This is a genomic window from Roseinatronobacter monicus, from assembly GCF_006716865.1.
GTDB classification, from domain to species: domain Bacteria; phylum Pseudomonadota; class Alphaproteobacteria; order Rhodobacterales; family Rhodobacteraceae; genus Roseinatronobacter; species Roseinatronobacter monicus.
This window is the reverse complement of the sequence record NZ_VFPT01000001.1, coordinates 2,912,335-2,934,744: the sequence shown is the minus strand read 5'-3', so window position 1 is coordinate 2,934,744 and position 22,410 is coordinate 2,912,335. Positions and strand designations below refer to the sequence as shown.

At 59.9% G+C, this 22,410-nt stretch carries 24 protein-coding genes and 1 tRNA gene; 13 read left to right on the top strand and 12 right to left on the bottom strand.

The genetic code is table 11. The features are described from left to right. The first annotated feature begins 103 nt into the window (after positions 1-103). From rpsM to BD293_RS13940, 9 genes are all read left to right on the top strand, one after another. Positions 104-472 carry a 30S ribosomal protein S13 gene (rpsM, locus tag BD293_RS13980; protein ID WP_142082660.1) on the top strand — a complete coding sequence of 123 codons (369 nt, stop codon included), beginning with the start codon at positions 104-106 and terminating at the stop codon, positions 470-472. A gap of 15 nt (positions 473-487) precedes the next feature. After that, the gene (rpsK, locus tag BD293_RS13975) at positions 488-877 is read left to right on the top strand and encodes a 30S ribosomal protein S11 (RefSeq protein WP_071469555.1); all 390 of its coding nucleotides are present in this window, start codon (positions 488-490) and stop codon (positions 875-877) included. Positions 878-994: 117 nt separating this feature from the next. Next, on the top strand, positions 995-2,011 hold the full coding sequence (locus BD293_RS13970; RefSeq protein ID WP_142082658.1) for a DNA-directed RNA polymerase subunit alpha: 1,017 nt from the start codon (positions 995-997) through the stop codon (positions 2,009-2,011). Between the two features lie 123 nt (positions 2,012-2,134). Then, positions 2,135-2,554, top strand: coding sequence for a 50S ribosomal protein L17 (rplQ, locus tag BD293_RS13965; RefSeq protein ID WP_142082656.1), 420 nt, complete (start codon positions 2,135-2,137; stop codon positions 2,552-2,554). Between the two features lie 115 nt (positions 2,555-2,669). Continuing rightward, a complete protein-coding gene (locus tag BD293_RS13960; protein ID WP_142082654.1) occupies positions 2,670-4,055 on the top strand; it encodes a trypsin-like peptidase domain-containing protein in 1,386 nt (461 codons plus the stop codon). A 45-nt stretch (positions 4,056-4,100) separates the two neighbouring features. Then, positions 4,101-5,408, top strand: coding sequence for a replication-associated recombination protein A (locus BD293_RS13955; protein ID WP_142082653.1), 1,308 nt, complete (start codon positions 4,101-4,103; stop codon positions 5,406-5,408). Between the two features lie 151 nt (positions 5,409-5,559). Further along, positions 5,560-6,594, top strand: a complete 1,035-nt coding sequence (locus tag BD293_RS13950) for an RluA family pseudouridine synthase (RefSeq protein WP_142082651.1) — start codon at positions 5,560-5,562, stop codon at positions 6,592-6,594. Positions 6,595-6,596: 2 nt separating this feature from the next. Then, positions 6,597-7,253 carry an HAD-IA family hydrolase gene (locus BD293_RS13945; RefSeq protein ID WP_425467933.1) on the top strand — a complete coding sequence of 219 codons (657 nt, stop codon included), beginning with the start codon at positions 6,597-6,599 and terminating at the stop codon, positions 7,251-7,253. Beyond that, positions 7,250-7,960, top strand: a complete 711-nt coding sequence (locus tag BD293_RS13940; RefSeq protein ID WP_142082647.1) for an ATP12 family chaperone protein — start codon at positions 7,250-7,252, stop codon at positions 7,958-7,960. Before BD293_RS13945 ends, BD293_RS13940 begins: the two co-directional genes overlap by 4 nt. 1 nt (position 7,961) lies before the next feature. Here BD293_RS13940 and BD293_RS13935 read toward each other — a convergent pair whose 3' ends face one another. The 10 genes from BD293_RS13935 to rpmH all read right to left on the bottom strand — a co-directional run bounded on the left by BD293_RS13935 (position 7,962) and on the right by rpmH (position 15,031). After that, on the bottom strand, positions 7,962-8,462 hold the full coding sequence (locus tag BD293_RS13935) for a SixA phosphatase family protein (protein WP_142082645.1): 501 nt from the start codon (positions 8,460-8,462) through the stop codon (positions 7,962-7,964). After that, positions 8,459-9,109, bottom strand: a complete 651-nt coding sequence (locus BD293_RS13930) for a ferredoxin (RefSeq protein ID WP_142082644.1) — start codon at positions 9,107-9,109, stop codon at positions 8,459-8,461. Before BD293_RS13930 ends, BD293_RS13935 begins: the two co-directional genes overlap by 4 nt. 4 nt (positions 9,110-9,113) lie before the next feature. Further along, positions 9,114-9,986: an acetylglutamate kinase gene (gene argB / locus BD293_RS13925; RefSeq protein ID WP_246086307.1), complete on the bottom strand. Its 873-nt coding sequence runs from the start codon at positions 9,984-9,986 to the stop codon at positions 9,114-9,116. A gap of 18 nt (positions 9,987-10,004) precedes the next feature. Continuing rightward, positions 10,005-10,658, bottom strand: a complete 654-nt coding sequence (yihA, locus tag BD293_RS13920) for a ribosome biogenesis GTP-binding protein YihA/YsxC (RefSeq protein WP_142082641.1) — start codon at positions 10,656-10,658, stop codon at positions 10,005-10,007. After that, the gene (locus tag BD293_RS13915; RefSeq protein ID WP_142082639.1) at positions 10,655-11,404 is read right to left on the bottom strand and encodes an MOSC domain-containing protein; all 750 of its coding nucleotides are present in this window, start codon (positions 11,402-11,404) and stop codon (positions 10,655-10,657) included. Before BD293_RS13915 ends, yihA begins: the two co-directional genes overlap by 4 nt. Positions 11,405-11,408: 4 nt before the next feature. After that, positions 11,409-13,178, bottom strand: coding sequence for a membrane protein insertase YidC (yidC, locus tag BD293_RS13910; protein ID WP_142082637.1), 1,770 nt, complete (start codon positions 13,176-13,178; stop codon positions 11,409-11,411). Positions 13,179-13,276: 98 nt separating this feature from the next. Then, complete coding sequence (gene ttcA / locus BD293_RS13905; protein WP_142082635.1) at positions 13,277-14,149, bottom strand: tRNA 2-thiocytidine(32) synthetase TtcA; 873 nt, start codon at positions 14,147-14,149, stop codon at positions 13,277-13,279. Positions 14,150-14,155: 6 nt separating this feature from the next. Next, entirely contained in the window at positions 14,156-14,443 is a 288-nt protein-coding gene (gene yidD / locus BD293_RS13900) for a membrane protein insertion efficiency factor YidD (protein WP_142082634.1), read from the bottom strand. After that, entirely contained in the window at positions 14,440-14,859 is a 420-nt protein-coding gene (gene rnpA / locus BD293_RS13895) for a ribonuclease P protein component (protein WP_142082632.1), read from the bottom strand. The genes yidD and rnpA overlap by 4 nt, the downstream gene beginning before the upstream one ends. Before the next feature lie 37 nt (positions 14,860-14,896). Then, on the bottom strand, positions 14,897-15,031 hold the full coding sequence (rpmH, locus tag BD293_RS13890; RefSeq protein ID WP_071479274.1) for a 50S ribosomal protein L34: 135 nt from the start codon (positions 15,029-15,031) through the stop codon (positions 14,897-14,899). 272 nt (positions 15,032-15,303) lie between these two features. Between rpmH and BD293_RS13885 the strand changes: the two genes are divergently transcribed. The 4 genes from BD293_RS13885 (at position 15,304) to BD293_RS13870 (ending at position 19,007) form a co-directional block, all read left to right on the top strand. Further along, positions 15,304-16,035: a TVP38/TMEM64 family protein gene (locus BD293_RS13885; protein WP_142082631.1), complete on the top strand. Its 732-nt coding sequence runs from the start codon at positions 15,304-15,306 to the stop codon at positions 16,033-16,035. 2 nt (positions 16,036-16,037) lie between these two features. Continuing rightward, on the top strand, positions 16,038-17,432 hold the full coding sequence (locus tag BD293_RS13880; RefSeq protein WP_142082629.1) for a dihydrolipoyl dehydrogenase family protein: 1,395 nt from the start codon (positions 16,038-16,040) through the stop codon (positions 17,430-17,432). A gap of 22 nt (positions 17,433-17,454) precedes the next feature. Then, the gene (locus BD293_RS13875; RefSeq protein ID WP_142082627.1) at positions 17,455-18,852 is read left to right on the top strand and encodes a sensor histidine kinase; all 1,398 of its coding nucleotides are present in this window, start codon (positions 17,455-17,457) and stop codon (positions 18,850-18,852) included. Between the two features lie 78 nt (positions 18,853-18,930). Then, a tRNA-Arg gene (locus tag BD293_RS13870) sits at positions 18,931-19,007 on the top strand. A gap of 728 nt (positions 19,008-19,735) precedes the next feature. On the opposite strand, the gene BD293_RS13865 is transcribed toward BD293_RS13870, so the two are convergent. Continuing rightward, positions 19,736-21,424 (bottom strand): BCCT family transporter, encoded by a 1,689-nt coding sequence (locus tag BD293_RS13865; RefSeq protein WP_142082625.1) that lies wholly within the window; start codon positions 21,422-21,424, stop codon positions 19,736-19,738. Positions 21,425-21,715: 291 nt separating this feature from the next. Then, positions 21,716-22,390 carry a type 1 glutamine amidotransferase domain-containing protein gene (locus BD293_RS13860; protein WP_142082624.1) on the bottom strand — a complete coding sequence of 225 codons (675 nt, stop codon included), beginning with the start codon at positions 22,388-22,390 and terminating at the stop codon, positions 21,716-21,718. Positions 22,391-22,410 lie beyond the last annotated feature (20 nt).

Genomic DNA, 22,410 nt, shown 5'->3' with positions numbered 1-22,410 from the left:
TCATGATCGGGGCGTGTTTTGTTTTTGATGCACGCGGGCATTCGGCCCGTGTTGTGAAAAAAGGTTCTGGGATTACGGAACCGCAACGAAAGGAAGCTCCCGCGTGGCACGTATTGCTGGCGTAAACATCCCGACTGGAAAGCGCGTTCCAATCGCGCTGACATATATTCATGGTATCGGCCCCAACGCGGCTGAACAGATCTGCTCTGCTGTCGGCATTGATTTGACACGTCGTGTCAATGAACTCTCCGACGCCGAGATCCTGTCTGTGCGTGAACATATCGATGCAAACTTCACTGTTGAGGGCGACCTGCGTCGCGAAGTGCAGATGAACATCAAAAGCATGATGGACATGGGCTCTTATCGTGGTCTGCGCCATCGTCGCAACCTTCCCGTGCGCGGTCAGCGCACACATACCAATGCGCGCACGCGCAAAGGTCCGGCGAAAGCTATCGCCGGCAAGAAGAAATAAGGGGAGGCTTGAACAATGGCTCGTGAAAAGACCCGCGTTAAACGCAAGGTCCGCAAGAATATTGCGGCTGGCGTTGCACATGTGAATTCCAGCTTCAACAACACCAAAATCCTGATCTCTGACGTGCAGGGCAACGCCATTTCATGGTCGTCTGCCGGTACGATGGGGTTCAAAGGGTCGCGGAAATCGACACCCTACGCTGCCCAGCTTGCCGCAGAAGATGCAGGCAAGAAGGCGCAGGAACATGGCGTCAAGACATTGGAAGTTGAAGTGCAAGGCCCCGGTTCAGGCCGTGAATCTGCACTGCGCGCCCTTGCGGCTGCTGGTTTCAACATCACCTCTATTCGTGATGTGACACCGATGGCCCATAATGGCTGCCGTCCGCCAAAGCGGCGTCGCGTCTGATTTCTGTACACTCCCGGTCGGGCTGCGTGCTTCATGCGGCCTGACTTTGTCATTTTTGATCCTCGGGCGTTGCCGCGTTACGGACATGGCGCAGCAACAGGAATGGAGGCGACACGCATGATCCATAAAAACTGGCAAGAATTGATTAAACCCTCGCAATTGGAGGTCAAGCCTGGTGCTGACCCCATGCGCCAGGCAACTGTTATCGCCGAACCGCTGGAGCGTGGCTTTGGTCTGACACTTGGCAATGCGCTGCGCCGTGTTCTGATGTCGTCGCTGCAAGGCGCGGCCATTACATCTGTGCAGATCGACAATGTTCTGCACGAGTTCTCGTCCGTTCCGGGCGTGCGCGAAGATGTGACGGATATCGTTCTGAACCTGAAATCCGTATCCTTGCGTATGGATGTCGAAGGGCCGAAGCGCCTGTCGATTTCCGCGCAGGGTCCGGGTGTGGTGACGGCCGGCGAGATCCAGACCTCGGCAGGGATCGAGGTTCTGAACCGCGATCAGGTCATCTGTCACCTTGATGATGGCGCTTCGGTCTACATGGAACTGACGGTGAATACCGGCAAGGGCTATGTCTCGGCTGACAAGAACCGGCCCGAAGATGCGCCAATCGGTCTGATCCCGATTGACGCGATTTTCTCGCCCGTCAAGAAGACCAGCTATGAAGTGCAGCCAACCCGAGAGGGCCAGGTGCTGGACTATGACAAGCTGACTATGAAAGTGGAAACCGACGGCTCGGTCAGTGCAGAAGATGCGGTTGCTTTCGCAGCGCGTATTTTGCAGGACCAGTTGCAAATCTTCGTCAACTTCGACGAGCCGGAATCGGCTGGTGCGAAAGATGATGATGACGGGCTGGAGTTCAACCCGCTGCTGCTGAAGAAAGTGGACGAGCTGGAACTTTCGGTGCGTTCGGCCAACTGCCTGAAGAACGACAATATCGTGTATATTGGCGATCTGATCCAGAAGACCGAGGCAGAAATGCTGCGCACACCGAATTTCGGGCGCAAGTCGCTGAACGAGATCAAAGAAGTGTTGTCCGGCATGGGGCTGCACCTTGGCATGGATGTCGAGGAATGGCCGCCAGAGAATATCGACGATCTTGCCAAGCGGTTCGAAGATCAGTTCTAAGATTTGCCGGGCGCGGGGTCACCTCCGCGCCCGGCACAAGACCGGGCGGTCACGCCCCAAGGAGAGCCAAGGTCACGCAGCCTTGGCCAGACAAAGTAAAAATGACGTTTAAGGAGAAATGACATGCGTCACGCCAGAGGATACCGCCGCCTGAACCGCACACATGAGCACCGCAAGGCGCTGTTTGCGAATATGTCAGGCTCGCTCATCGAACATGAGCAGATCAAGACCACCCTGCCCAAAGCCAAGGAATTGCGCCCGATCATCGAAAAGTTGATCACTCTGGCCAAGCGCGGCGACCTGCATGCGCGTCGTCAGGCCGCATCGCAGCTTAAGCAGGACATGCACGTTGCCAAGCTGTTCGAAATTCTTGGCCCACGCTACAAAGACCGTCAGGGCGGCTATGTGCGCGTCCTGAAAGCCGGGTTTCGCTATGGTGACATGGCGCCGATGGCGATCATCGAATTTGTCGAGCGCGATGTGAATGCAAAGGGCGCTGCCGATATGGCCCGCCTTGAAGCAGAAGCCAACGCTGCAGATTGATCGCAACACCCCTGTATTGATAAAGGCCCGCATGACGTTGCGGGCCTTTTGCGTTGAAACACAGACAACCGGACCCCTATATGCGGAACGTCGCGTGTTTATCGGAGCTTTGCATATGCGCCTTGCCACCTTGATCCTATGTCTTGCCGCCTGTGCCGCGCCAATCGTCGCGCGGGCCGAAACCGTGCCCCAATCGCAAGCCGAAGTGCAACTAAGCTTTGCCCCGGTCGTGCGCAAATCCGCACCTGCCGTGGTCAACATCTATGCGCAACGTGTTGTCGCGCAGCGCAGCAGCCCGTTTGCGGATGACCCGTTCTTTGGCGACCTGTTTCGCAATTTTGGACAAGTTACCCCGCGCGTGCAAAACGCGCTTGGCTCTGGCGTCATCCTGTCCGATGACGGGATTGTCGTGTCGAACTTCCATGTTGTCGGCAACGCCACCGAAATACGCGTGGTTCTGAATGACCGCCGCGAATACGATGCCGATATCATCCTGACAGATGAGGAAAGCGACCTGGCCGTGCTGAAGTTGCGCGATGCAAGTGATTTGCCAAAGCTGGAGGTTGCAGATTCTGATGCAATCGAAGTGGGCGAGTTGGTGCTTGCCATCGGTAATCCCTTTGGTGTGGGTCAGACCGTGTCGAGCGGGATCATCTCGGGGCTGGCGCGGTCGGGTATCGCGGTCGGGTCGGGGCGGGGGTATTTCATCCAGACGGACGCGCCGATCAACCCCGGCAATTCCGGCGGCGCACTGGTCGATATGCAGGGGCGGCTGGTCGGGGTGAACACAGCGATCATCACGCGCACGGGCGGGTCGCATGGGATCGGCTTTGCCATTCCGGCCAATCTGGTGGCGCAGGTCGTGCAACAGGCGCGCGACGGGCAGGAGCGGTTCCAGCGGCCATGGGCGGGCGTGACCGCGCAGGCGGTTGATGCCTCGCTGGCCGATGCTTTTGACCAGCGCGTGCCAGAGGGGGTGATCTTGCTGGAAATTCACCCCGACAGCCCACTTGCCGAGGCAGGCATGGTGCGCGGCGATGTGGTGCTGAGTGTTGACGGTGCGCCGGTCAATTCCGCGCCTGAAATGATGTTTCGGTTGTCGGTGCGGGGCTTGGGGGCGCAATCAGAGCTGCGCTACCGGCGTGGCGACAGCGTGGAGACGGCGCAGATTGATCTGATGCTTGCCCCTGACACCCCTGATCGTCAGGCCCGGCGCGTGGACGCGCGCACAGCCTTGCGCGGGCTGTCCGTAGTGCGGATCAATCCGGCGGTGATTGCCGAATACAACCTGACGCCAGATGCGCAGGGCATATTGATCACAGGGCTGGAAGACATATCGGCGCGCACGGGGTTGCGGGTGGGTGATGTCCTGTTGGCCATCAACGGCACCGCAGTCGAGACGACAGAGGATGTCATTGCCTTGGCGCAAGAACAGACACGCAACTGGCAGATCGAAATCCTGCGTGAGGGGCGGCGCGTGGCGCTGCGCTTCCGGCTGTGATGCACGGCCCTTTCCCATGCCGCGCAACAGGGCTAGACTGCGCGAATGCCTGACCTGTTCGATCATTCAACCGATGCGCCTGACAGCGCACCCCGCCCCCTCGCGGACAGGTTGCGCCCAGCGGCCCTGAGCGAGGTGATCGGGCAGGACAAGGTGCTGGGGCCGGACGGGCCGCTGGGGGCGATGCTGGCCAGTGGGCAATTGGCCTCACTGATACTGTGGGGGCCGCCCGGTGTGGGCAAGACGACGATTGCGCGCTTGCTGGCAGATGAAACGGCGCTGCATTTCACACAGCTCAGCGCGATTTTCACCGGTGTGCCGGATTTGCGCAAAGTGTTCGAGCAGGCGAAGATTCGTCGCCAGAACGGGCATGGCACGCTTTTGTTCGTGGATGAGATCCACCGTTTCAACAAATCGCAGCAGGACAGTTTTCTGCCGCATATGGAAGATGGCACGATTGTTCTGGTGGGCGCGACCACAGAAAACCCGTCATTCGAGTTGAACGCCGCACTTTTGTCGCGCGCACAGGTCATCGTGCTGGAGCGGTTCACGCTGGCCGATCTGGAACTGATGGCGCAACGCGCGGAAAAGGATTGCGGTCGGCCCCTGCCGCTGGACGGCCCTGCGCGCGAGGCGCTTTTGGAAATGGCGGATGGGGACGGTCGCGCGGCGCTGAATCTGATCGAGCAGGTCATGGGCTGGAACCTGAGCGCAAAGCTGGACAGTACGGAGTTGTCAAAGCGCCTGATGCGGCGCGCGGCGCAATATGATAAATTGGGGGATGCGCATTATAATCTGATTTCGGCTTTGCATAAATCGGTGCGCGGGTCCGACCCTGATGCCGCGCTCTATTGGTTCGCGCGCATGATTGAAGGCGGCGAAGACCCCCGCTATCTGGCCCGCCGCCTGACGCGCATGGCGGTGGAAGATATCGGACTGGCAGACCCGCAGGCGCAGGCCGTCTGTCTGGAGGCATGGCAGATATACGAGCGCCTTGGCAGCCCCGAAGGGGATCTGGCCCTTGCGCAAGCGGTTGGGTATCTGGCCCTCGCGCCTAAATCGAATGCAGGTTATGTCGCGTGGAAAGCCGCACTGAAACTGGCAAAACAAACCGGATCGCTGCCACCGCCCAAGCATATTCTGAACGCACCCACAAAGCTGATGAAGGACCAGGGGTATGGCGAGGGCTATGATTACGACCATGACGCCGAGGACGGGTTTTCGGGACAGAACTATTTTCCGGAGAGTGTAAAGCGCCCTGTTCTGTACCAGCCGCGCGAGCGCGGATTCGAGCGGGAATTGTCCAAACGACTGGCCTATTTCGCCAAGCTGCGTGCCAAGCGCGAGGGGTAGAGGCCGGGGGCTGCCGCCCCCGGACCCCCGCGAGTATTTGCAGCAAGAAAATGGGACAGATGCCTGCATGGGATAGGGCAGAGGTGATGTGCATCTGGTTGACATCACGGCCTTGGCAGGGAAAGGAAGACGCTGATGATTGGGGATGAAGATGAGCACAGTTCAGCTACGGCAAGTCGGGGAAGAAGAGGGCGCGCAGCGCCTTGATCGCTGGCTCAAGCGCCAGTTTCCGCAGATCACCCAAGGCTTGATCGAAAAGGCCTGTCGCAAGGGTGACATTCGTGTGGATGGCGCGCGGGTCAAGGCCTCGACGCGGGTAGAGGCGGGCCAGCAGGTGCGCGTGCCACCCTTGCCCGAAAGCATGCCCGAACTGGCGAGCCCCAAATCCGGCATTAGTGCCGCCGATGCGCGGATGATACAGGCCGCAGTGCTGTGGAAAGACCAGCATATCATCGCGCTGAACAAGCCCGCCGGGCTGCCCAGTCAGGGCGGCAGCGGGCAGGGCAACCGGCATGTCGATGGTCTGGCCGACGCGCTGATGTTTGACTACAAAGAGCGCCCGGTTCTGGTGCACCGGCTGGATAAAGACACATCCGGCGTGTTGTTGCTGGCGCGCACGCCGCGTGTGGCGCGCAGGCTCGCCGAGGCATTCCGGCACCGCGAGACGCGCAAGATTTACTGGGCGCTTGTGGCGGGGGTGCCGCAGCCGCTGAAAGGCACGATCCGCTACGGGCTGCTCAAGGCAGGGGCGCGCGGGAGCGAGAAGATGCGCTGCATTCACCCTGCCGAGGTGGATAAGGTCGAGGGCGCCAAGCGCGCGACGACGGATTTTGCTGTTCTGGAACGGCTGGGCGGGCGTGCGGCATGGGTCGCGTTGTCGCCCATCACAGGGCGCACGCATCAGTTGCGCGCGCATATGGCCGAGATGGGCCACCCGATTATGGGGGACGGCAAATACGGCGGATCAGCGCAGGAGAATCTGGGCGATGGCTGGGGGGCGGGCATCGGCGGTGAGGTCAGCCGCAAGCTGCATCTGCACGCGCGGTCCTTGCGGGTCGAGCACCCGGTAACGGGGGCCATGCTGGAGCTGACCGCCCCCTTGCCCGAGCATATGGCCGAGAGCTGGAAGCTGTTTGGCTGGGACCCGCGCGATGTGCCCGCTGACCCGTTTGATGGGGAAAGCTGAGTTTGCGACTGGTCGTATTCGATGTGGATGGCACGCTGGTGGACAGTCAGGCGCACATTCTGGCGGCCATGGCGCAGGCCTTTGATGGGCTAGGGCTGGCGTCGCCAGACCGCGCTGCAGTGCTGGATATTGTCGGGCTGTCGCTGCCACAGGCCATGGCGCGGCTGGTGCCAGCGCTTGACGTGGCCGCGCGGGAACGGCTGGTCGCGGGCTATAAGGAGGCGTATTCGGGTATGCGGGCGCAAACCTTGTCGCCGCTCTATCCCGGTGCGCAGGAGATGCTGGAACACTTGGCGCGCGACGACACTGTGCTTTTGGGCATTGCGACAGGCAAATCGCGGCGCGGGCTGGTGCATCTGATGGCGGCGCATGGCTGGGAGGGGCGGTTTGTGACCCTTCAGGTTGCGGATGACCACCCGTCCAAGCCGCATCCCTCAATGCTAGAGGCTTGCCTGCGCGAAACCGGCGTCGCGGCGGATCGTGCGGTGATGGTGGGCGATACGGTCTATGACATGGAGATGGCACAGGCCGCGGGCATGCGCGGTATTGGGGTCGGGTGGGGGTATCATTCCGCCGACAGGCTTGGGGCGCGTGTGATCCATGATTTTAACGCCTTGCCCGCCGCATTGGCGGGATGTTGGAGCGAGGGGGCAGCATGAGCGGTTGGGTGAAAAAGCGGTTCTGGGCGCAGGCAGAGGTGTGCCCCGCCGAGGGGGGCTTTACCGTGACGCTGGACGGGCGGAGCGTGAAGACACCGGGCAAGGCTGTTCTGGTGGTGCCGACGGCCGCGGTTGCCGAGCTGATTGCGGCAGAGTTTCAGGCGCAGGCAGAGGTGCTGGACCCGAACGCCATGCCCATCACCCGTGCGGCAAACTCTGCCATCGACAAGGTCCGTGTCGCGCGGGCCGAAGTGACCGAGTTGATCACCGCTTATGGTGACAGTGATCTGGTCTGTTACCGGGCCGACGGGCCAGAGGGCCTGATTGCGCGCGAGGCGCAAGCCTGGGACCCGCTGGTTGACTGGACCGCACACCGCTATGGGCAGCGCCCTGTGGTGCGCACGGGAATTGTGCATGTGCCGCAACCCCCCGCACTTCTTGCCAGCCTGCGCGCCGATGTGGAGGCGCTGAGCGTATTTGAGCTGACAGCCTTTCATGATCTGGTGTCGATGACGGGGTCGCTTATTATCGGGCTGGCCGTCTTGGACCAGGTCGCGCCGCCAGAGGCGTTATGGGACGCCTCGCGCATTGATGAAGACTGGCAGGTCGAGCAATGGGGCAGCGACGAGATTGCCGAGGCGCTGACAGCCGGGCGCAAGCAGACATTTCTGGATGCAGCGCGGCTGTATTTCGCGTTGCAGGGGTGAGTTACTCCAACTCTCGGGGAACCACGAAATCCAGCGCTGTGCCGGTTGCATAGTTGACGTCTGCCCAAGTGGCCGCGTCAAATTCTGCCACAAGTGTTGCGCAGGTCGGGTAGCGGTCGAAGGCCGGGTGCGCGCAGGCCCGCTGCAACAGCTGGGCGGCGAAACTTGCGATGCCCGGATTATGGCCGATCATGAGAACCGTTTGCGCTTTGGCCGTGCGCAAGGCGCGCAGCATGACATCGGGGCAGGCGTGATACAGAGCGGGTTCAAACCGCACCGGCAGTGTGGGCCAGTCGGCGCAGAGCAGGGCAAATGTCTCGCGGGTGCGGGTGGCATCTGACACCAGCGCTTCTTGGGGCAGATAGCCCTTTTGCGCCAGCCAGCGCCCGATCAGCGGGGCAGAGCGTCTGCCGCGCGCGTTTAATTTGCGCTGATGGTCGGTTTCCAGCGGGTTGTCCCAGTCGGATTTCGCGTGGCGGATCAGAACAAGTCGCAAAGTCATCTGTGAAAGTGCCTCATGTGAAATGCAGATTGGTCGGGGGCGCGGCCATAGGTGCGCGATACCGGGCAGGTTGCGCGCACCATGCAGCCGCCAGTCATGCAGCCTTGTCCGGCAGGTTGATCCAGAAATGTGTGGCAGGCGGGCAGGTCATAGCCTGTCTGCACCAGCGCCCCGACCGGGCAGGCGGTGATGCAAGGCTGCGCGCACTCGGTGCAAGGGCTGTGTGCGGGCGCAGGGGGCAGGTCCAGCCGCGTGGCAAAGCCCAATGCGCCGCGATAAGACAGCCACAGACCCGCCACATCATGCACCAGAAACTGCACCGGCGAGGACCATGCGCGCCCGGTGGCCTTGGCCCATGTGTAGAATGGGTGCGGGGGCGAGGTGGCGAACGGGTAGAAGGCCTGCGCGCCAAGGTCACTGGCCAACCCGTCTATGATGCGGCGAGACCAGCGGTCTATCGGGTCTGGCCGGGTGTCACAGTATTCAGCGCTTTGGGTGAAGCTGGCCCAAAAGCCCGGCTCTCGCGGTCCCAGCATGACGAGTGTTTCCACCCCGTCGGGCAGCGGAGCGGCCCCTTTGTGGAATGCGCCCATCACAGCCAAGGCGTGGGGCTGTGCCAGATCAGCAATCTGGTCCAGCCCAGCCATATGCCTAAGCCTGCGGTGTGACTTGGGGCGCAGTTTCGCGGATGATGCTGCCTGCGCCGTGATCGGTGAACAATTCCAGCAGGCAGGCATTGGGCGCGCGGCCATCAAGTATGACGACAGCGCGCACGCCGCCCTCAATGGCTGCAAGGGCGGTTTCGGTTTTCGGGATCATGCCGCCCGCGATCACGCCCGCCTCTGTCAATTCACGCACATGGGCGGGGGAGAGTTGCGTGACGACTTCGCCATCGGCATTTTTCACGCCCGACACATCGGTCAGCAGCAACAGGCGGTCGGCCTTCAATGCGCCTGCGATGGCACCTGCGGCGGTGTCGCCATTGATGTTATACGTCTCGCCTGTGCGCCCCATGCCCAAGGGGGCGATCACCGGAATGAAGCCGCCTGTGAACAGATGGTGCAGCAGGTCGGTGTTTACGTCCACAGGGCGGCCCACAAGGCCCAGTTCGGGGTCATCTGCTTCGCATGTCACCATGCCGCCATCTTTGCCCGACAGGCCCACAGCGCGCCCGCCCTCGTTCTGTATGGCCTGCACGATGCGCTTGTTCACCGCACCCGACAGCACCATTTCGACGACATCCATTGTCGCCGCATCGGTCACGCGCTTGCCGCGCACGAAGTCGGACTTGATATTCAGCTTGCCCAGCAGCTCGTTAATCATCGGCCCGCCACCATGCACGATGACAGGGTTTACGCCAACCTGACGCATCAGCACTACATCGCGCGCGAAACTGGCCATTTCTTCAGCGTCGCCCATAGCGTGGCCGCCAAATTTGATGACGACAATCGCGCCGGCGTAGCGTTGCAGATAGGGAAGGGCCTCGGACAATGTCCGGGCGGTGGCAAACCAGTCCTGAGTCATGGGGCGTTGCTTCTTCATTTAGGTCAGTCCGGCGATAATCGCGCGCAATGTGGGAATGCCCGCGCCCTTTTCGGACGAGGTCACGACAAGTTCCGGATAGGCGGCGGGATGCTTGGCCAAGGCTGTGCGCACTTGCGCCAGTGTCTTGTCCTGATCGGCAGTGCTGAGTTTGTCGGCCTTGGTCAGCACAACCTGAAAGGTCACGGCGGATTGGTTCAGCAATCGCATGATCTCGGCGTCAACATCCTTTACGCCGTGGCGCATATCGACCAGCAAAAAGGCGCGGCGCAGATTGGCGCGGCCAGAGAGATAGGATTTCAGCAGGTTTTGCCACTTTGCCACCACGGGCAGCGGCGCTTTTGCAAAGCCATAGCCCGGAAGATCGACCAGATAGCGGTTGTCGCCTGCGGTGAAATAGTTGATTTCCTGCGTGCGCCCCGGTGTGTTCGATGTGCGCGCAATGGCGCGCCGACCGGTCAGCGCATTGATCAGGCTGGATTTTCCCACATTCGAGCGGCCCGCAAAACAGACTTCCAGCCGGTCAGCGGGGGGCAGGCCATCCATAGCGACCACCCCCTTGAGGAACTCTACCTCGCTGGTCAGCAATTTGCGGCCTGCCTCCAGCGCAAAGGCATCCGGGTCTTCGGCAATGGGAAAGGGCAGGGTGCTCATGCGGCAATCTCCGCCGGGTCGCCCGCATGGGCAGCGCCGGATTGTGTGACAATGGCATAGACCCCGAAATCGGTATGGCCATAGCCGTCTTCTAGGGCATCAAGGGTGTTGACGTCGATCTTGCCGGTGGCGCAATCCACCATTGTGGCCCGACACCGCCCGATCCGCTCCATGATTTTCAGCCGCACCGCACCGATCTGCACCTCGCGGCCAATAAGATCAAACTCTTCCCACGGTGCCAGCCCGTCCAGCCACAGATTGCCACGCCAGCGGTCCAGCCCTAGATCATAACCGATGCGTTGCCCCAGCGCGCGGTTTGAGGCCATGTTCAGGATCGAGACGGATTCAAAATCCGTATCCGTCATGCCGCGCCCGGCGCTGACCAGTCGCTTGGGCTGTGCGCGCCCGCCATCCATCAAGGGGGCGACCCATGCCAGAAATTCGCCCCGCCCCTCGGCGGTGTCGGGGGCGAAGGTGAGGGGTGCAAGTGCTGGATGGGTCAGCGTCAACTGGCCCGTCCCGTCGTCAAACTGCGCGTTGATCGCCTGCAATGTGGGGGTCTTGGCCCCGCGGGTAAAGTTCATGCAGGCATTCCAGCCGGGCATCAAGGTGGCGGCTTCGTGCGCCACGGCCCAATGCCGATCATAGGGCAGGCAGCGCCCTTCGGTCAGCGTGACCGAGGGCAACTCCTCGCGGCCATGCGCCTTGATGGGATGGCGGAAGATGTGCGCAAGCCGCCATCCCATATGCCTAGCCTTTCTTTTTCTTCACGCCGATATTGCCCAGCAGATCAGGCCGACTGCCATTCATCGCCATGATCGAATATTGCTGCGTGAAGGTGATCACGTTGTTGGCGATCCAGTACAGAACCAGACCCGACGCAAACCAGCCCAGCATGAACATGAAAATCCACGGCATCCATGTCATGACAGCCTGCTGAATTGGCTCTGTGGGGGTTGGGTTCAGCTTCATTTGCAGCCACATCGACACGCCCAGCAGAATGGGCAGAATGCCGATAAACACCATCGCAAGGATGCTTTCGGGGTGTGGTGCGGCCCAAGGCAGCAACCCAAACAGGTTCATGATCGAGGTCGGGTCAGGGGCGGACAGGTCGTTGAACACCCCAAACCACGGCGCATGACGCAATTCCAACGTGACGAAGATCACCTTGTAGAGCGAGAAGAAAATCGGAATCTGCAACAGGATCGGCAGGCAACCCGCAGCGGGGTTCACCTTCTTTTCCTTGTACAGCTTCATCATCTCCTGCTGCATCTTTTGCTTGTCGTCGCCCGCGCGTTCCTTGATCGCCAGCATGTCGGGCTGCAACTCTTTCATCTTGGCCATGCTGACATAGGATTTCCATGCCAGTGGCAGCAAAACGGCCTTGATCAGCAGCGTCAGCGTGACGATGGACCAGCCCATATTGCCGATGATGCCGTTGATGAAATACAGCGTTGCGAAAATGGGTTTGGTCAGGAAGAAGAACCAGCCCCAGTCAATGGCGTCGATAAAGCGGTCGATGCCCATTTCGCGTTCATAGTTGCGAATGACGGTCCATTCCTTGGCACCGGCAAACAGCATGGTCTGGACCTGATCGCTTTCGCCGGGCCCGACGGTCAGCGTCGGAAGATCGGCGCGGGTCTGGTAGACATCACGCGAAGGGATATAGCGCGACACTGCGGAAAACGGTTGTCCGGGCTGCGGGATGAGCATTGCCATCCAGTATTTGTCGGAAATCCCCAGCCAGCCATTTTCGGCAACTTCAGTCACGCGCGCATTTGTGTTTTCGCGCTCGCTTACGCGGAAATCGCGTACGGCCCTGTATTTATCTTCGTTCAGGCGTCCGTCAGCAACCTCGATAAAGCCCTCGTGGCTGATAAAGAAGTTCTCAAGGTCCGAAGGCTCTCCATGCCGCGAGATCAGGCCATAGGGGGCCATGCGCGCGGTGGTGTTGCTGGCATTCTCGACCCCTTGGGTGACCGAGAACATGTAGTTCTCGTCAATCTCGAAGCGTTGGGTGAAGCGCAGACCATCATCGTTGGTCCATGCCAGCGTGACCGGTGCGCCGGGTGACAGGCGCGTGCCTTCAACCTGTTCCCACGCGGTATTCGCGCCGGGGACATCGTCCCAGCTCATGTCGCGTCCGGGCCGCCAGCCATACAGCGCGTAGAATGCTTCATTGTCATCTTCGGGCTTGAGCAACTGGACAATGTCCGCGCCGGGATCGACAGTTTCGCGGTAATCCTTCAGCGACAATTCATCAATCCGCCCACCGCGCAGGTTGATCGAGCCGGTCAGGCGTGGCGTGTCAATCTCGATGCGGGGCAAGTCTTCGGTGGCATCGGTTTGCTCTGCCTCGGCCATAGATTGCGCCTCTCCGCCCGGTGCGATGGGCAGTTCGGTTACATCGGCAGTTTCGGTTGGTGTGGGTTCAGGGGGTGGAAACATCCACATCCACGCCACGAGCACCATAAGGCTCAGGGCGAAAGCCATCAGCAAATTGCGGTTCTGTTCGTCCATGGATTGGCCGATTCCTGTCAGTCAAGGGTCGCGCCCGGTTCAACAGAAGCCCCGCCCAAAGGTCAAGCGATTTTCCCCTGAATTTGGTCGGCGCGTCATCACATCGCGTCTAAATCCAGCGGAGTTTTCGGGTCAGGGCCGGGGTTCGACGCAGTTGCAAGCGAAAGAAAGTCAAAAAGTTCGGGGTCGGGCATATGCGAGGGGCGAATGTTCATCAGCGCGCGAAACATGATATTGCGCCGCCCCGGCATCCGCTTTTCCCAGTCATTCAGCAGCGCCTTGACCTGCATACGCTGCAATCCGTCCTGACTGCCACACAAATCGCACGGAATGATCGGATAGCCCATGGCGCGCGCAAAGCGGTCGCAATCCTCCTCGGACACAAAGGCGAGAGGACGATAGACGAACAGGTCGCCATCCTCATTGACCAGTTTCGGCGGCATTGTCGCCAGTCGTCCGCCGTGGAGCAGATTCATAAAAAAAGTTTCCAGCAGATCGTCGCGGTGATGGCCCAGCACCACGGCCGAGCACCCTTCTTCGCGGGCGATTCGGTACAGGTTGCCGCGCCGCAGCCGCGAACACAGCGCGCAATAGGTGCGCCCTGCGGGCACCTTGTCCATGACAATCGAATAGGTGTCCCGATACTCGATTCGGTGGGGGATCTGCATTCGCGTCAGAAACTCTGGCAGGACTGTCGCAGGAAAGCCAGGCTGGCCCTGATCGAGATTGCAGGCCAACAACTCGACCGGCAGCAGGCCGCGCCATTTCAGCTCGATCAATGCCGCCAGCAATGTGTAGCTGTCCTTGCCGCCAGACAGGCAGACCAGCCAGCGCGCGCCGGGTTCCACCATGCCATATTGGTCTAGCACAGCGCGGGTTTCGCGGATGATGCGTTTGCGCAGTTTGCGAAATTCGGTCGTGTCGGGCGCGCCTTGCAGGATCAGCGGGATATCAGAGGTTTTATCAAGCATGACGCATCACCTTTCGTCCTCATTCCCGGCTGTCTTGCGCGGGGCATCCTGTTCAGACGTGGTTTCAGACGCGGTGCCCGGCACAGGGTCATAGCCGGAACTGCCCCAAGGATGGCAGCGCCCGATCCGCCGGATGGTCAGCCATGTGCCTTTGATCGCGCCATGCCGTTCCAGCGCTTCCATTGCATAGGCAGAGCAGGTGGGCTGAAAACGGCACCCATGTCCGACCCAAGGGCTGAACACGACCCGATAAAACCGCACAGGCAGCGAGACGACCCAAGCCAGAGGTGTCATTGCGCACCCCCATGCAACTTTTTCAGCGCCGCTTCCAGATCATTGCACATGGCCGCGAAATCGTGGGTGGCGGTGGCCTTGGGCCTGCCGACCAGCACGTAATCCCACCCCTCGCGCCCGTGTGTTACCAACAGCTTGCGTGCCATCGCGCGCAGGCGGCGTTTGGCGCGGTTGCGGGCAACGGCGTTGCCCACTTTCTTGGAGCAGGTGAAGCCAACCCGCAGGCCAGATGCCGTGTCCGGCTCGCGCCGGCGCGCCTGCAATAGGAATGCCGCGCATGGCAGGCGCTTTGCTCTGGCCGCGCGCAGAAAGTCGGCGCGTTTCTTCAGTGTTTGAAGTTTCGGACAGCAAGAAGCCGCCGGTGCTTCTGTGGGTTTGGCGCTTTGCCTTTCCACATCTACAACTGGCGGTTCCATTATGCTGACCTCTGGCCCGCTGACGCAGGCCATATGTTTACGCCGACAGCTTTTTACGGCCCATGCGACGACGTGCATTCAGAATTTTCTGACCTGCTTTGGTGGCCATGCGTGCGCGAAAGCCGTGGCGGCGCTTGCGCACCAGATTACTGGGCTGATAGGTGCGTTTCATCGCTCCGTTCCTTGTATTCGGGCAAACGCGCATCCTACCGGATTCGGCTGCCAGTCCTAATTCAGGTCCGCCGCATACCGCCCACGCCTGCGCAAGTCAATTCGCAATTCCTTGAAAAACCCGGATGATGGTATGGATCGCACAGAAAACTGTAACAATTCTGCTGTTTCCCTCGAATCTGATCAAGGCCGCGTGATAATGGAAGAAAACAAGAAACACCTTGGGCTTTCATACGTAACCCGCAATGTAAAATAACAAAAAGGACAGGTCGCGTGACAAAGCCCCTTACACTCGCAGCGCGGTGGCGCCAGCGACTGCCGATCATTATCATAGCATGTGTCGCCATTCTTGGCACGCTCGTGCTGCGCGAATACCTTTCATTCGAGGCGCTGCGCGAAAACAGGGCTGCGCTGATTGCCTTTCGGGACAGCCACTATCTGCTGACGGCAGGCGGGTTCATCCTTGCCTATATTGCGATTGTCAGTTTTTCCTTGCCCGGTGCCACGGCGGCCACGCTGACGGGGGGGTTCCTGTTCGGGTTATTCCCGGGGGCTTTGTTCAATGTCTTCGCGGCGACCGTCGGGGCGGTGCTGATTTTCTGGGCAGTGCGGGCGGGGTTTGGCCGGTCGTTGGCGGCGAAGATCGAAGCAAGCGACGGACGCGTGAAACGCCTGACACTGGCGATCCGCGCGAATGAGTTTCCGGTGCTGTTCTCGCTGCGGCTTATGCCGGTGTTGCCGTTCTTTGTGATGAATGTCATTCCTGCGCTGATCGGGGTGCGCACATCGGTCTTCGCGGCGTCGACCTTTCTGGGCATTATGCCGGGCGGGTTGATCTATACATGGGTCGGGGCCGGATTGGGCGAGGTGTTTGCCCGCGATGAAACCCCTGATCTGGGCATAATATTCGAACTGCATATTCTGGGGCCGCTGCTGGGGCTGGCGGCGTTGTCGCTGTTGCCGACCATACTGAAAACACTGCGCGGCAAGGAGCGTGAGATATGAGCATGAGCAAGATCAAGACAGATATCTGTGTCATCGGGGGCGGCTCTGGCGGGTTGTCGGTGGCCGCAGGGGCCGTGCAGATGGGCGCGCGCGTGGTCCTGATTGAGGGGCACAAGATGGGGGGCGATTGCCTGAACTATGGGTGTGTCCCGTCAAAGGCGCTGCTGTCGCAGGCCAAGGCGGTCAAGGCGCGCGGTGGTCCCGCGCGCGCGGCAGATTTCTCGGCGGCAATGGCCCATGTAAAGGCCACCATCGCCACAATCGCGCCGCACGATTCGGTAGAACGGTTCGAGGGCTTGGGCGTGCAGGTCATTCAGGGGTTTGCCCGCTTCACCAGCGCCGACACGGTCGAGGTAGACGGCGTGGCGATCACAGCGCGCCGCTTCGTGATTGCCACAGGGTCCCGCGCATTCGTGCCGCCGATCAAGGGGCTGGAGGATGTGCCCTACATGACCAATGAAACCCTGTTCGAGCAGTCCGAATGCCCCAGCCATCTGCTGATCATCGGCGCGGGTCCCATCGGGCTGGAGATGGCGCAGGCACACAGACGCCTTGGCGCAAGGGTCACTGTCATTGAGGGGGCCGCAGCCTTGGGCCGTGACGACCCGGACGCCGCCCGCGTTGTCTTGGAGCAATTGCGCGGCGAAGGGATCGAAATCGTCGAGCAGGCGCAGGTCGAGCAAGTCTCGGGTCGTGCCGGTGCGATTGAGGTGCAGGTCAAGGGCGGTACGATTTTCGTGGGCACGCATCTGTTGGTCGCGGTCGGGCGTGCGCCCAATGTGGAACGGCTGGATCTGGACAAGGCAGGCATTCGCCACACAAAGGCAGGCGTCACTGTCGATGCCAGATTGCGCAGCAGCAACCGGCGCGTGCATGCGATTGGCGATGTGGCCGGGCAGGGGCAGTTCACCCATCTGGCGGGGTATCATGCCGGGGTGATCATCCGGTCCATGCTGTTCGGGTTGCCTGCGAAAGCGCGGCACGATCACATTCCCCATGTCACCTTTACCGAACCTGAACTGGCGCATATCGGGCTGACCGAGCAAGCCGCGCGCAAGCAGTATGGGGGGCAAGTCAGCATTCACAAAATCGGCTATGACCAGATTGACCGCGCGCAGGCCGAAGGCGCGACAACCGGGTTCATAAAGTTGATGGCCGTGCGCGGGCGGCCCGTGGGTGTGACAATCGTGGGCGCGCAGGCAGGAGAGCTTATCGCCCCCTACGCGCTGGCAATCGCCAACAATCTGAAGCTGAGCGCGATTGCGGGCACTGTCTTTCCCTACCCGACATTGGCGGAAATCGGCAAACGTGCAGCAGGGGCCTATTTTTCACCGAAACTCTTTGATAGCATAAACGTGAAGCGTTTTGTCAGGATGGTTCAGAGGTGGTTGCCCTGACCTGCATGCGCTAGGTAAGGGTATGATCTCAAATAGCTTGTCAGCGCGGTTTCTTTGGCTTGTCGTCATCTTCGTGATGCTGGCAGAGGTTCTGATTTTTGTGCCCTCTGTGTCACGTTACCGCGAAGAGTATCTTCTGGCGCGCCTTGAACGGGCGCAAATAGCCTCGCTTGCCCTGCTTGCGTCTGATGGGTCCATCGCGGGGGAGCTGGCGGGCGAGCTGCTGGAAAATGCAGGTGTCTATAACGTCGTGCTGCGCCGCGACGCAGTGCGCGAATTGATTCTCTCCTCGCCCATCCCCGGACAGATCGAAGCGACATATGATCTGCGCGACGCCAATGCCTTTGCTCTGATGCGCGATGCGCTGAATGAAATGCGCGGCAATGACCCGCGGATCATCCGTGTTATCGGTGATCCGGTGCAACAGGCGGGCTTGTTGATCGAGATTACGCTGGATACCGCCAATCTACAGACAGAGCTTTGGGAATACGGCAAACGGATTTTGCTGCTGTCGCTGCTGATTTCCGGCTTTACGGCGCTTTTGCTGTATTTGTCGATTCAGGCGCTGGTTGTGGCCCCGATGCAACGCGTGATCCGGTCAATGTCCGCCTACGCCGAGTCCCCGCAAGATGCCAACCGCATTATCGTGCCCCGCTCCACTATCCGCGAGATCAGACAGGCAGAGGAAGCCTTGCACCAGATGCAGACGGATCTGACAGGGCTGTTGCGGCAGAAAAACCGGCTTGTGCAGCTTGGGGGCTCGGTCGCGCGGATTAGCCACGATCTGCGCAATATGCTGACCACCGCGTCCATGCTCGCGGATCGCATGGAGATGAGCAAAGACCCCAGCGTCAAACGGGCCGTGCCAAAGCTGGTGGGGTCGTTGTCGCGGGCAATTAACCTGTGCGAATCAACGCTGGCCTTTGGCAAGGCAGAAGAAGCACCGCCCAAGCTTGCGCGGCTGCGTCTGGCTGCCGTGGTCGAAGATGTGGTGGAAAGTGAGAAGCTGGCGATTGCGGACAGTGCCGATATTTCCTTCCTGACGGATCTGCCCGCCGATCTGACCATCCATGCCGATGGCGAACAAATTTTCCGTGTTCTTAGCAATCTGGTGCGCAATGCGCGTCAGGCCATCGAGGCAACCAAGCAACCCGGTGTTATCGAGATACTGGCCAAACGCTCGGTCCAAGACGAAAAGCCCGGCGTTGCGATCCGTATCGGCGATTCCGGGCCGGGCCTGCCCGCCAAAGCCCGCGAACATTTGTTCGAGGCTTTTCAGGGGGGGGCGCGCAAGGGGGGCGTCGGCCTCGGGTTGGCGATTGCGGCAGAACTGGTGCGCGGTCACGGCGGCGTGCTGGAACTTATCCGGTCAGATGCCGAGGGCACGGAATTCCGCATCTGGCTTCCGGGCGAGCAGTGAATTTTTCGACCTGATTTGCAAAATGGTCATGAAACGCCCCTTGCAAAGGACGGAGCAGGGCGATATGTCGCCCCCAACGCGCCCGTAGCTCAGCTGGATAGAGCACCAGACTACGAATCTGGGGGTCAGAGGTTCGAATCCTTTCGGGCGCGCCATTTCACAAATGTGAACACCAAGAAAAATTTCGTTTTGCGTCACGAAATTGCCTCGTGGCGTATTTTAGCATGTCTGGCTTTCGGTTCAGCCGCATTCAGATCGTGGGCCTTATGGGTTTAAAACTAAAGAATCGGCCTTGTGCCGTCACCGCCTCTCGGGAAGCGCTTGCCGATTGACCGGCATCCGCAGGGATGTTGGGCAGCCCTCAAAATAGAAAATATCGTCACTAGCGGCGCGCGCCGGGCAAGCCCCGGTAGAGTGCTGCCGGCTGTCCGTTGAATGACTTGGTCCGCGCTATGCGCGGGCCTCCTTGTTTTTCAACAGCGACGCAACGAGCCTATTCTGTTGAAAAATCCGCAGAGCGAGAGTTGACTCCAAAACATGGAACACCGTTTTCAATTCGGGCGAGTTATCAAAACTTGTTTACATAATGCTGCCTTCGCGGGAAGATGTTTTTATCCACAGACATGCTTGGGCGAAGATGCGAGTTTTTCAACAGAATAAGCCCACACAGCCGTTCAACCATTGATGTCCCGCGTAAGGCAAGGATGCGGGTACGGCAACCGGCCGGCCCTCTTCTGCCTTTGGGGGGACAACGCGGCATTCTTGAAAGCGGCCACCCATGCTCGCCGCGGCAATTCGTGCATTTTGCCAGCGCTAAGAGTGAGACATTATTTGCGCGTGCATCAGTCAATGTCGCTCCGAGCATAGCTCGAATGCTGTATCCTTATTCCTTCTCAGTGATATCGGCGTCCACGACCTCTGGAGCATCACCGGCTGGCGGCATCTCGGGTGCGTTTGGATGGACCTCTTCGTCGGCTTGCCTTGCGGCTTCATGCTCATCCTCGCGCAGAAGCAGGCGTTCGATGCGCATTGCCAGAAGTCGGTCGGTTTCCGCCTTCATCGCCAACTCTTGCGACAGATCCCGATAGAGCGAGACTGCAATCAGGATCATCAGCAGCATGAACGGGAATGCCGCAATGATCGAAACGGTCTGCAAACTCTCCAGCCCGCCTGTCAGCAGCAGCACCACAACCATCATCAGCTGCAGCCCTGCCCAGAGCACGCGCAGGGCGGTCGTCGGATTGAGCACCCCTTTTGACGTGAACATGCCTAGCACAAAGGTTGCTGCATCCGCCGAGGTGATCAGGAACAGGCAGACCAGAACAATGGCCACCGCTGTCAGCACCCCGCTAAAGGGAAGTTGCTCCAGCATCACGAACAGGCCAGAAGGCACTTCTGCGGCAACCGCATCGGCAATGCCCGCATTGTCGAAGATTTCAAAGTGAATTGATGCCCCGCCAAAGACCGAAAACCACAGCATACTCAGCGCCACGGGCACGATCATCACGCCCAGCACGAATTCACGGATGGTCCGCCCGCGCGAGATGCGTGCGATAAAACTGCCCACGAAGGGCGCCCAGCTTAGCCCCCAGGCCCAATAGAACATGGTCCATTGCTCGACCCAGCGCGCATTGGAGAACGGCGTGGTCACAAGGCTCATCTGCACGACATTGCCCAGATACTCGCCCAGCGTCTGGGTCATCACACCAAAGATGAAGGCCGTGGGGCCAAAGGCCAGCACGATGATCAGAAGCAGACCCGCCAGCACCATGTTGAGATTGCTCAGCAGCCGCAGGCCCTTATCCAGCGATGTCATCGCCGAGAGGATGAACAAGCCACCAATCCCCGCAAGAATAGCGAATTGAGCAGGAAACCCAAAAGGGATGTCTGTCAGGCGCGATACGCCGCTGTTGATCTGCAACGCCCCAAGGCCCAACGTCGTCGCCACACCAAACACAGTGGACACGACTGTCAGGATATCAATCGCCTTGCCCCAGCCGCGATCCACCCTGTCCCCTAAAAGCGGCCTGAGCGTTTCACTGATCAGCCCGAAGCTGTGATGGCGAAACCGCACATAGGCGATGGCAAGCCCCACAAGGGCGAAATTCGCCCATTGATGCAGCCCCCAGTGGAAGAAGGCATAGGTCATCCCGGTTTGCGCCGCATCGGTCGTGCGCGGCAGGCCGCTGCCCATAGGTGGCTCGTTGAAATGCATCATGGGCTCGGCCACACCCCAGAACACCAGCCCCACGCCCATACCCGCCGAAAAGATCATCGCCAGCCAACTGGAATAGGAAAACTCCGCAGGCTCATCTTCCGCACCCAGACGGATGGTGCCGAATTTCGACAGTCCCAGATACAGCACGAAGCCGACAAAGACTGTGATGACAAGAAGATACATCCAGCCAAGATTGGCCGCAGTCACCTGCAAGATGCCTTGCGCCGCGCCACCCACCGTTTCAGGCGCGAAAGCAGCCGCCGCGACAAAAAACACAACGATCGCGGCTGACACGCGAAAAACAACGCCAACATCGCCCAACAGGGTTCGGATCGTTTCTGACGCTGATTTCATCGGGCCTCGGCAGATGATCGTTTGATTGCACAATGACGCGCACGGCATCCCGCTGTGGGCTGAGGTATAGGCGAGATACGCTTCAGGGTCAAAACGGCGCAGTTCGGTGTTGATACGAATTCAGCGTGACACCAAGGCGTTTCGCCCAATTCGTATCTCGACCGCTCTGCGTTAGCGCAGCCATGATTATAGCTGCGTTGTTAATCCCGGTTGAGTGGCGCATTCACGCTCAATCTTTCGCCCCTTGCGCTGGCAGTGACCGCATCGAAATGCGCGACCCGAAACCTGAATTTATAATAATGCCAGCAGCTTGCGCGCTGCTTCTTCCGATGAAGCTGGGTTTTGGCCCGTTACAAGCTTGCCATCCACGGCGACGAATGCCCCCCAGTCAGCACCTTTCTCATATTTCCCGCCGTTTGCCTTCAGCATGTCCTCGACCAGAAACGGCACCACCTCGGTCAGCCCGACACCCTCCTCCTCAGAGTTTGTGAAGCGGGTAACTGTCTTGCCCGATACCAGCGGGCTGCCGTCAGCGCCTTTGGGGTGCTTGAAAACAGCAGGCGCATGGCAAACTGCCCCAACAGGTCGGGCGCTATGGGTAAACTCTTCAATCAGCCGTATGCTGTCGCGGTCTTCGGCCAGATCCCAAAGCGGGCCATGGCCGCCCGGATAAAAGATGGCGTCAAAGCCTTCTGCGTTGATGGTTGACAGAACCTTTGTCTGAGCGAGCAGGCTTTTTGCGTTCGCATCTGCCTTGAAGCGCTCGGTTGCTTCGGTCTGCGCATCATCCGTGTCGCTACCGGGGTCCAGCGGCGGCTGACCGCCCTTTGGTGAAGCGAGCACTATGTCTGCTCCGGCATCCTTGAACACATAATAGGGGGCTGCGAATTCTTCGAGCCAGAAGCCCGTTTTCTTGCCCGTGTCGCCCAATTGATCGTGAGATGTCAGCACCATCAGAATTTTCATGGTCACTTTTCCTTATTGTC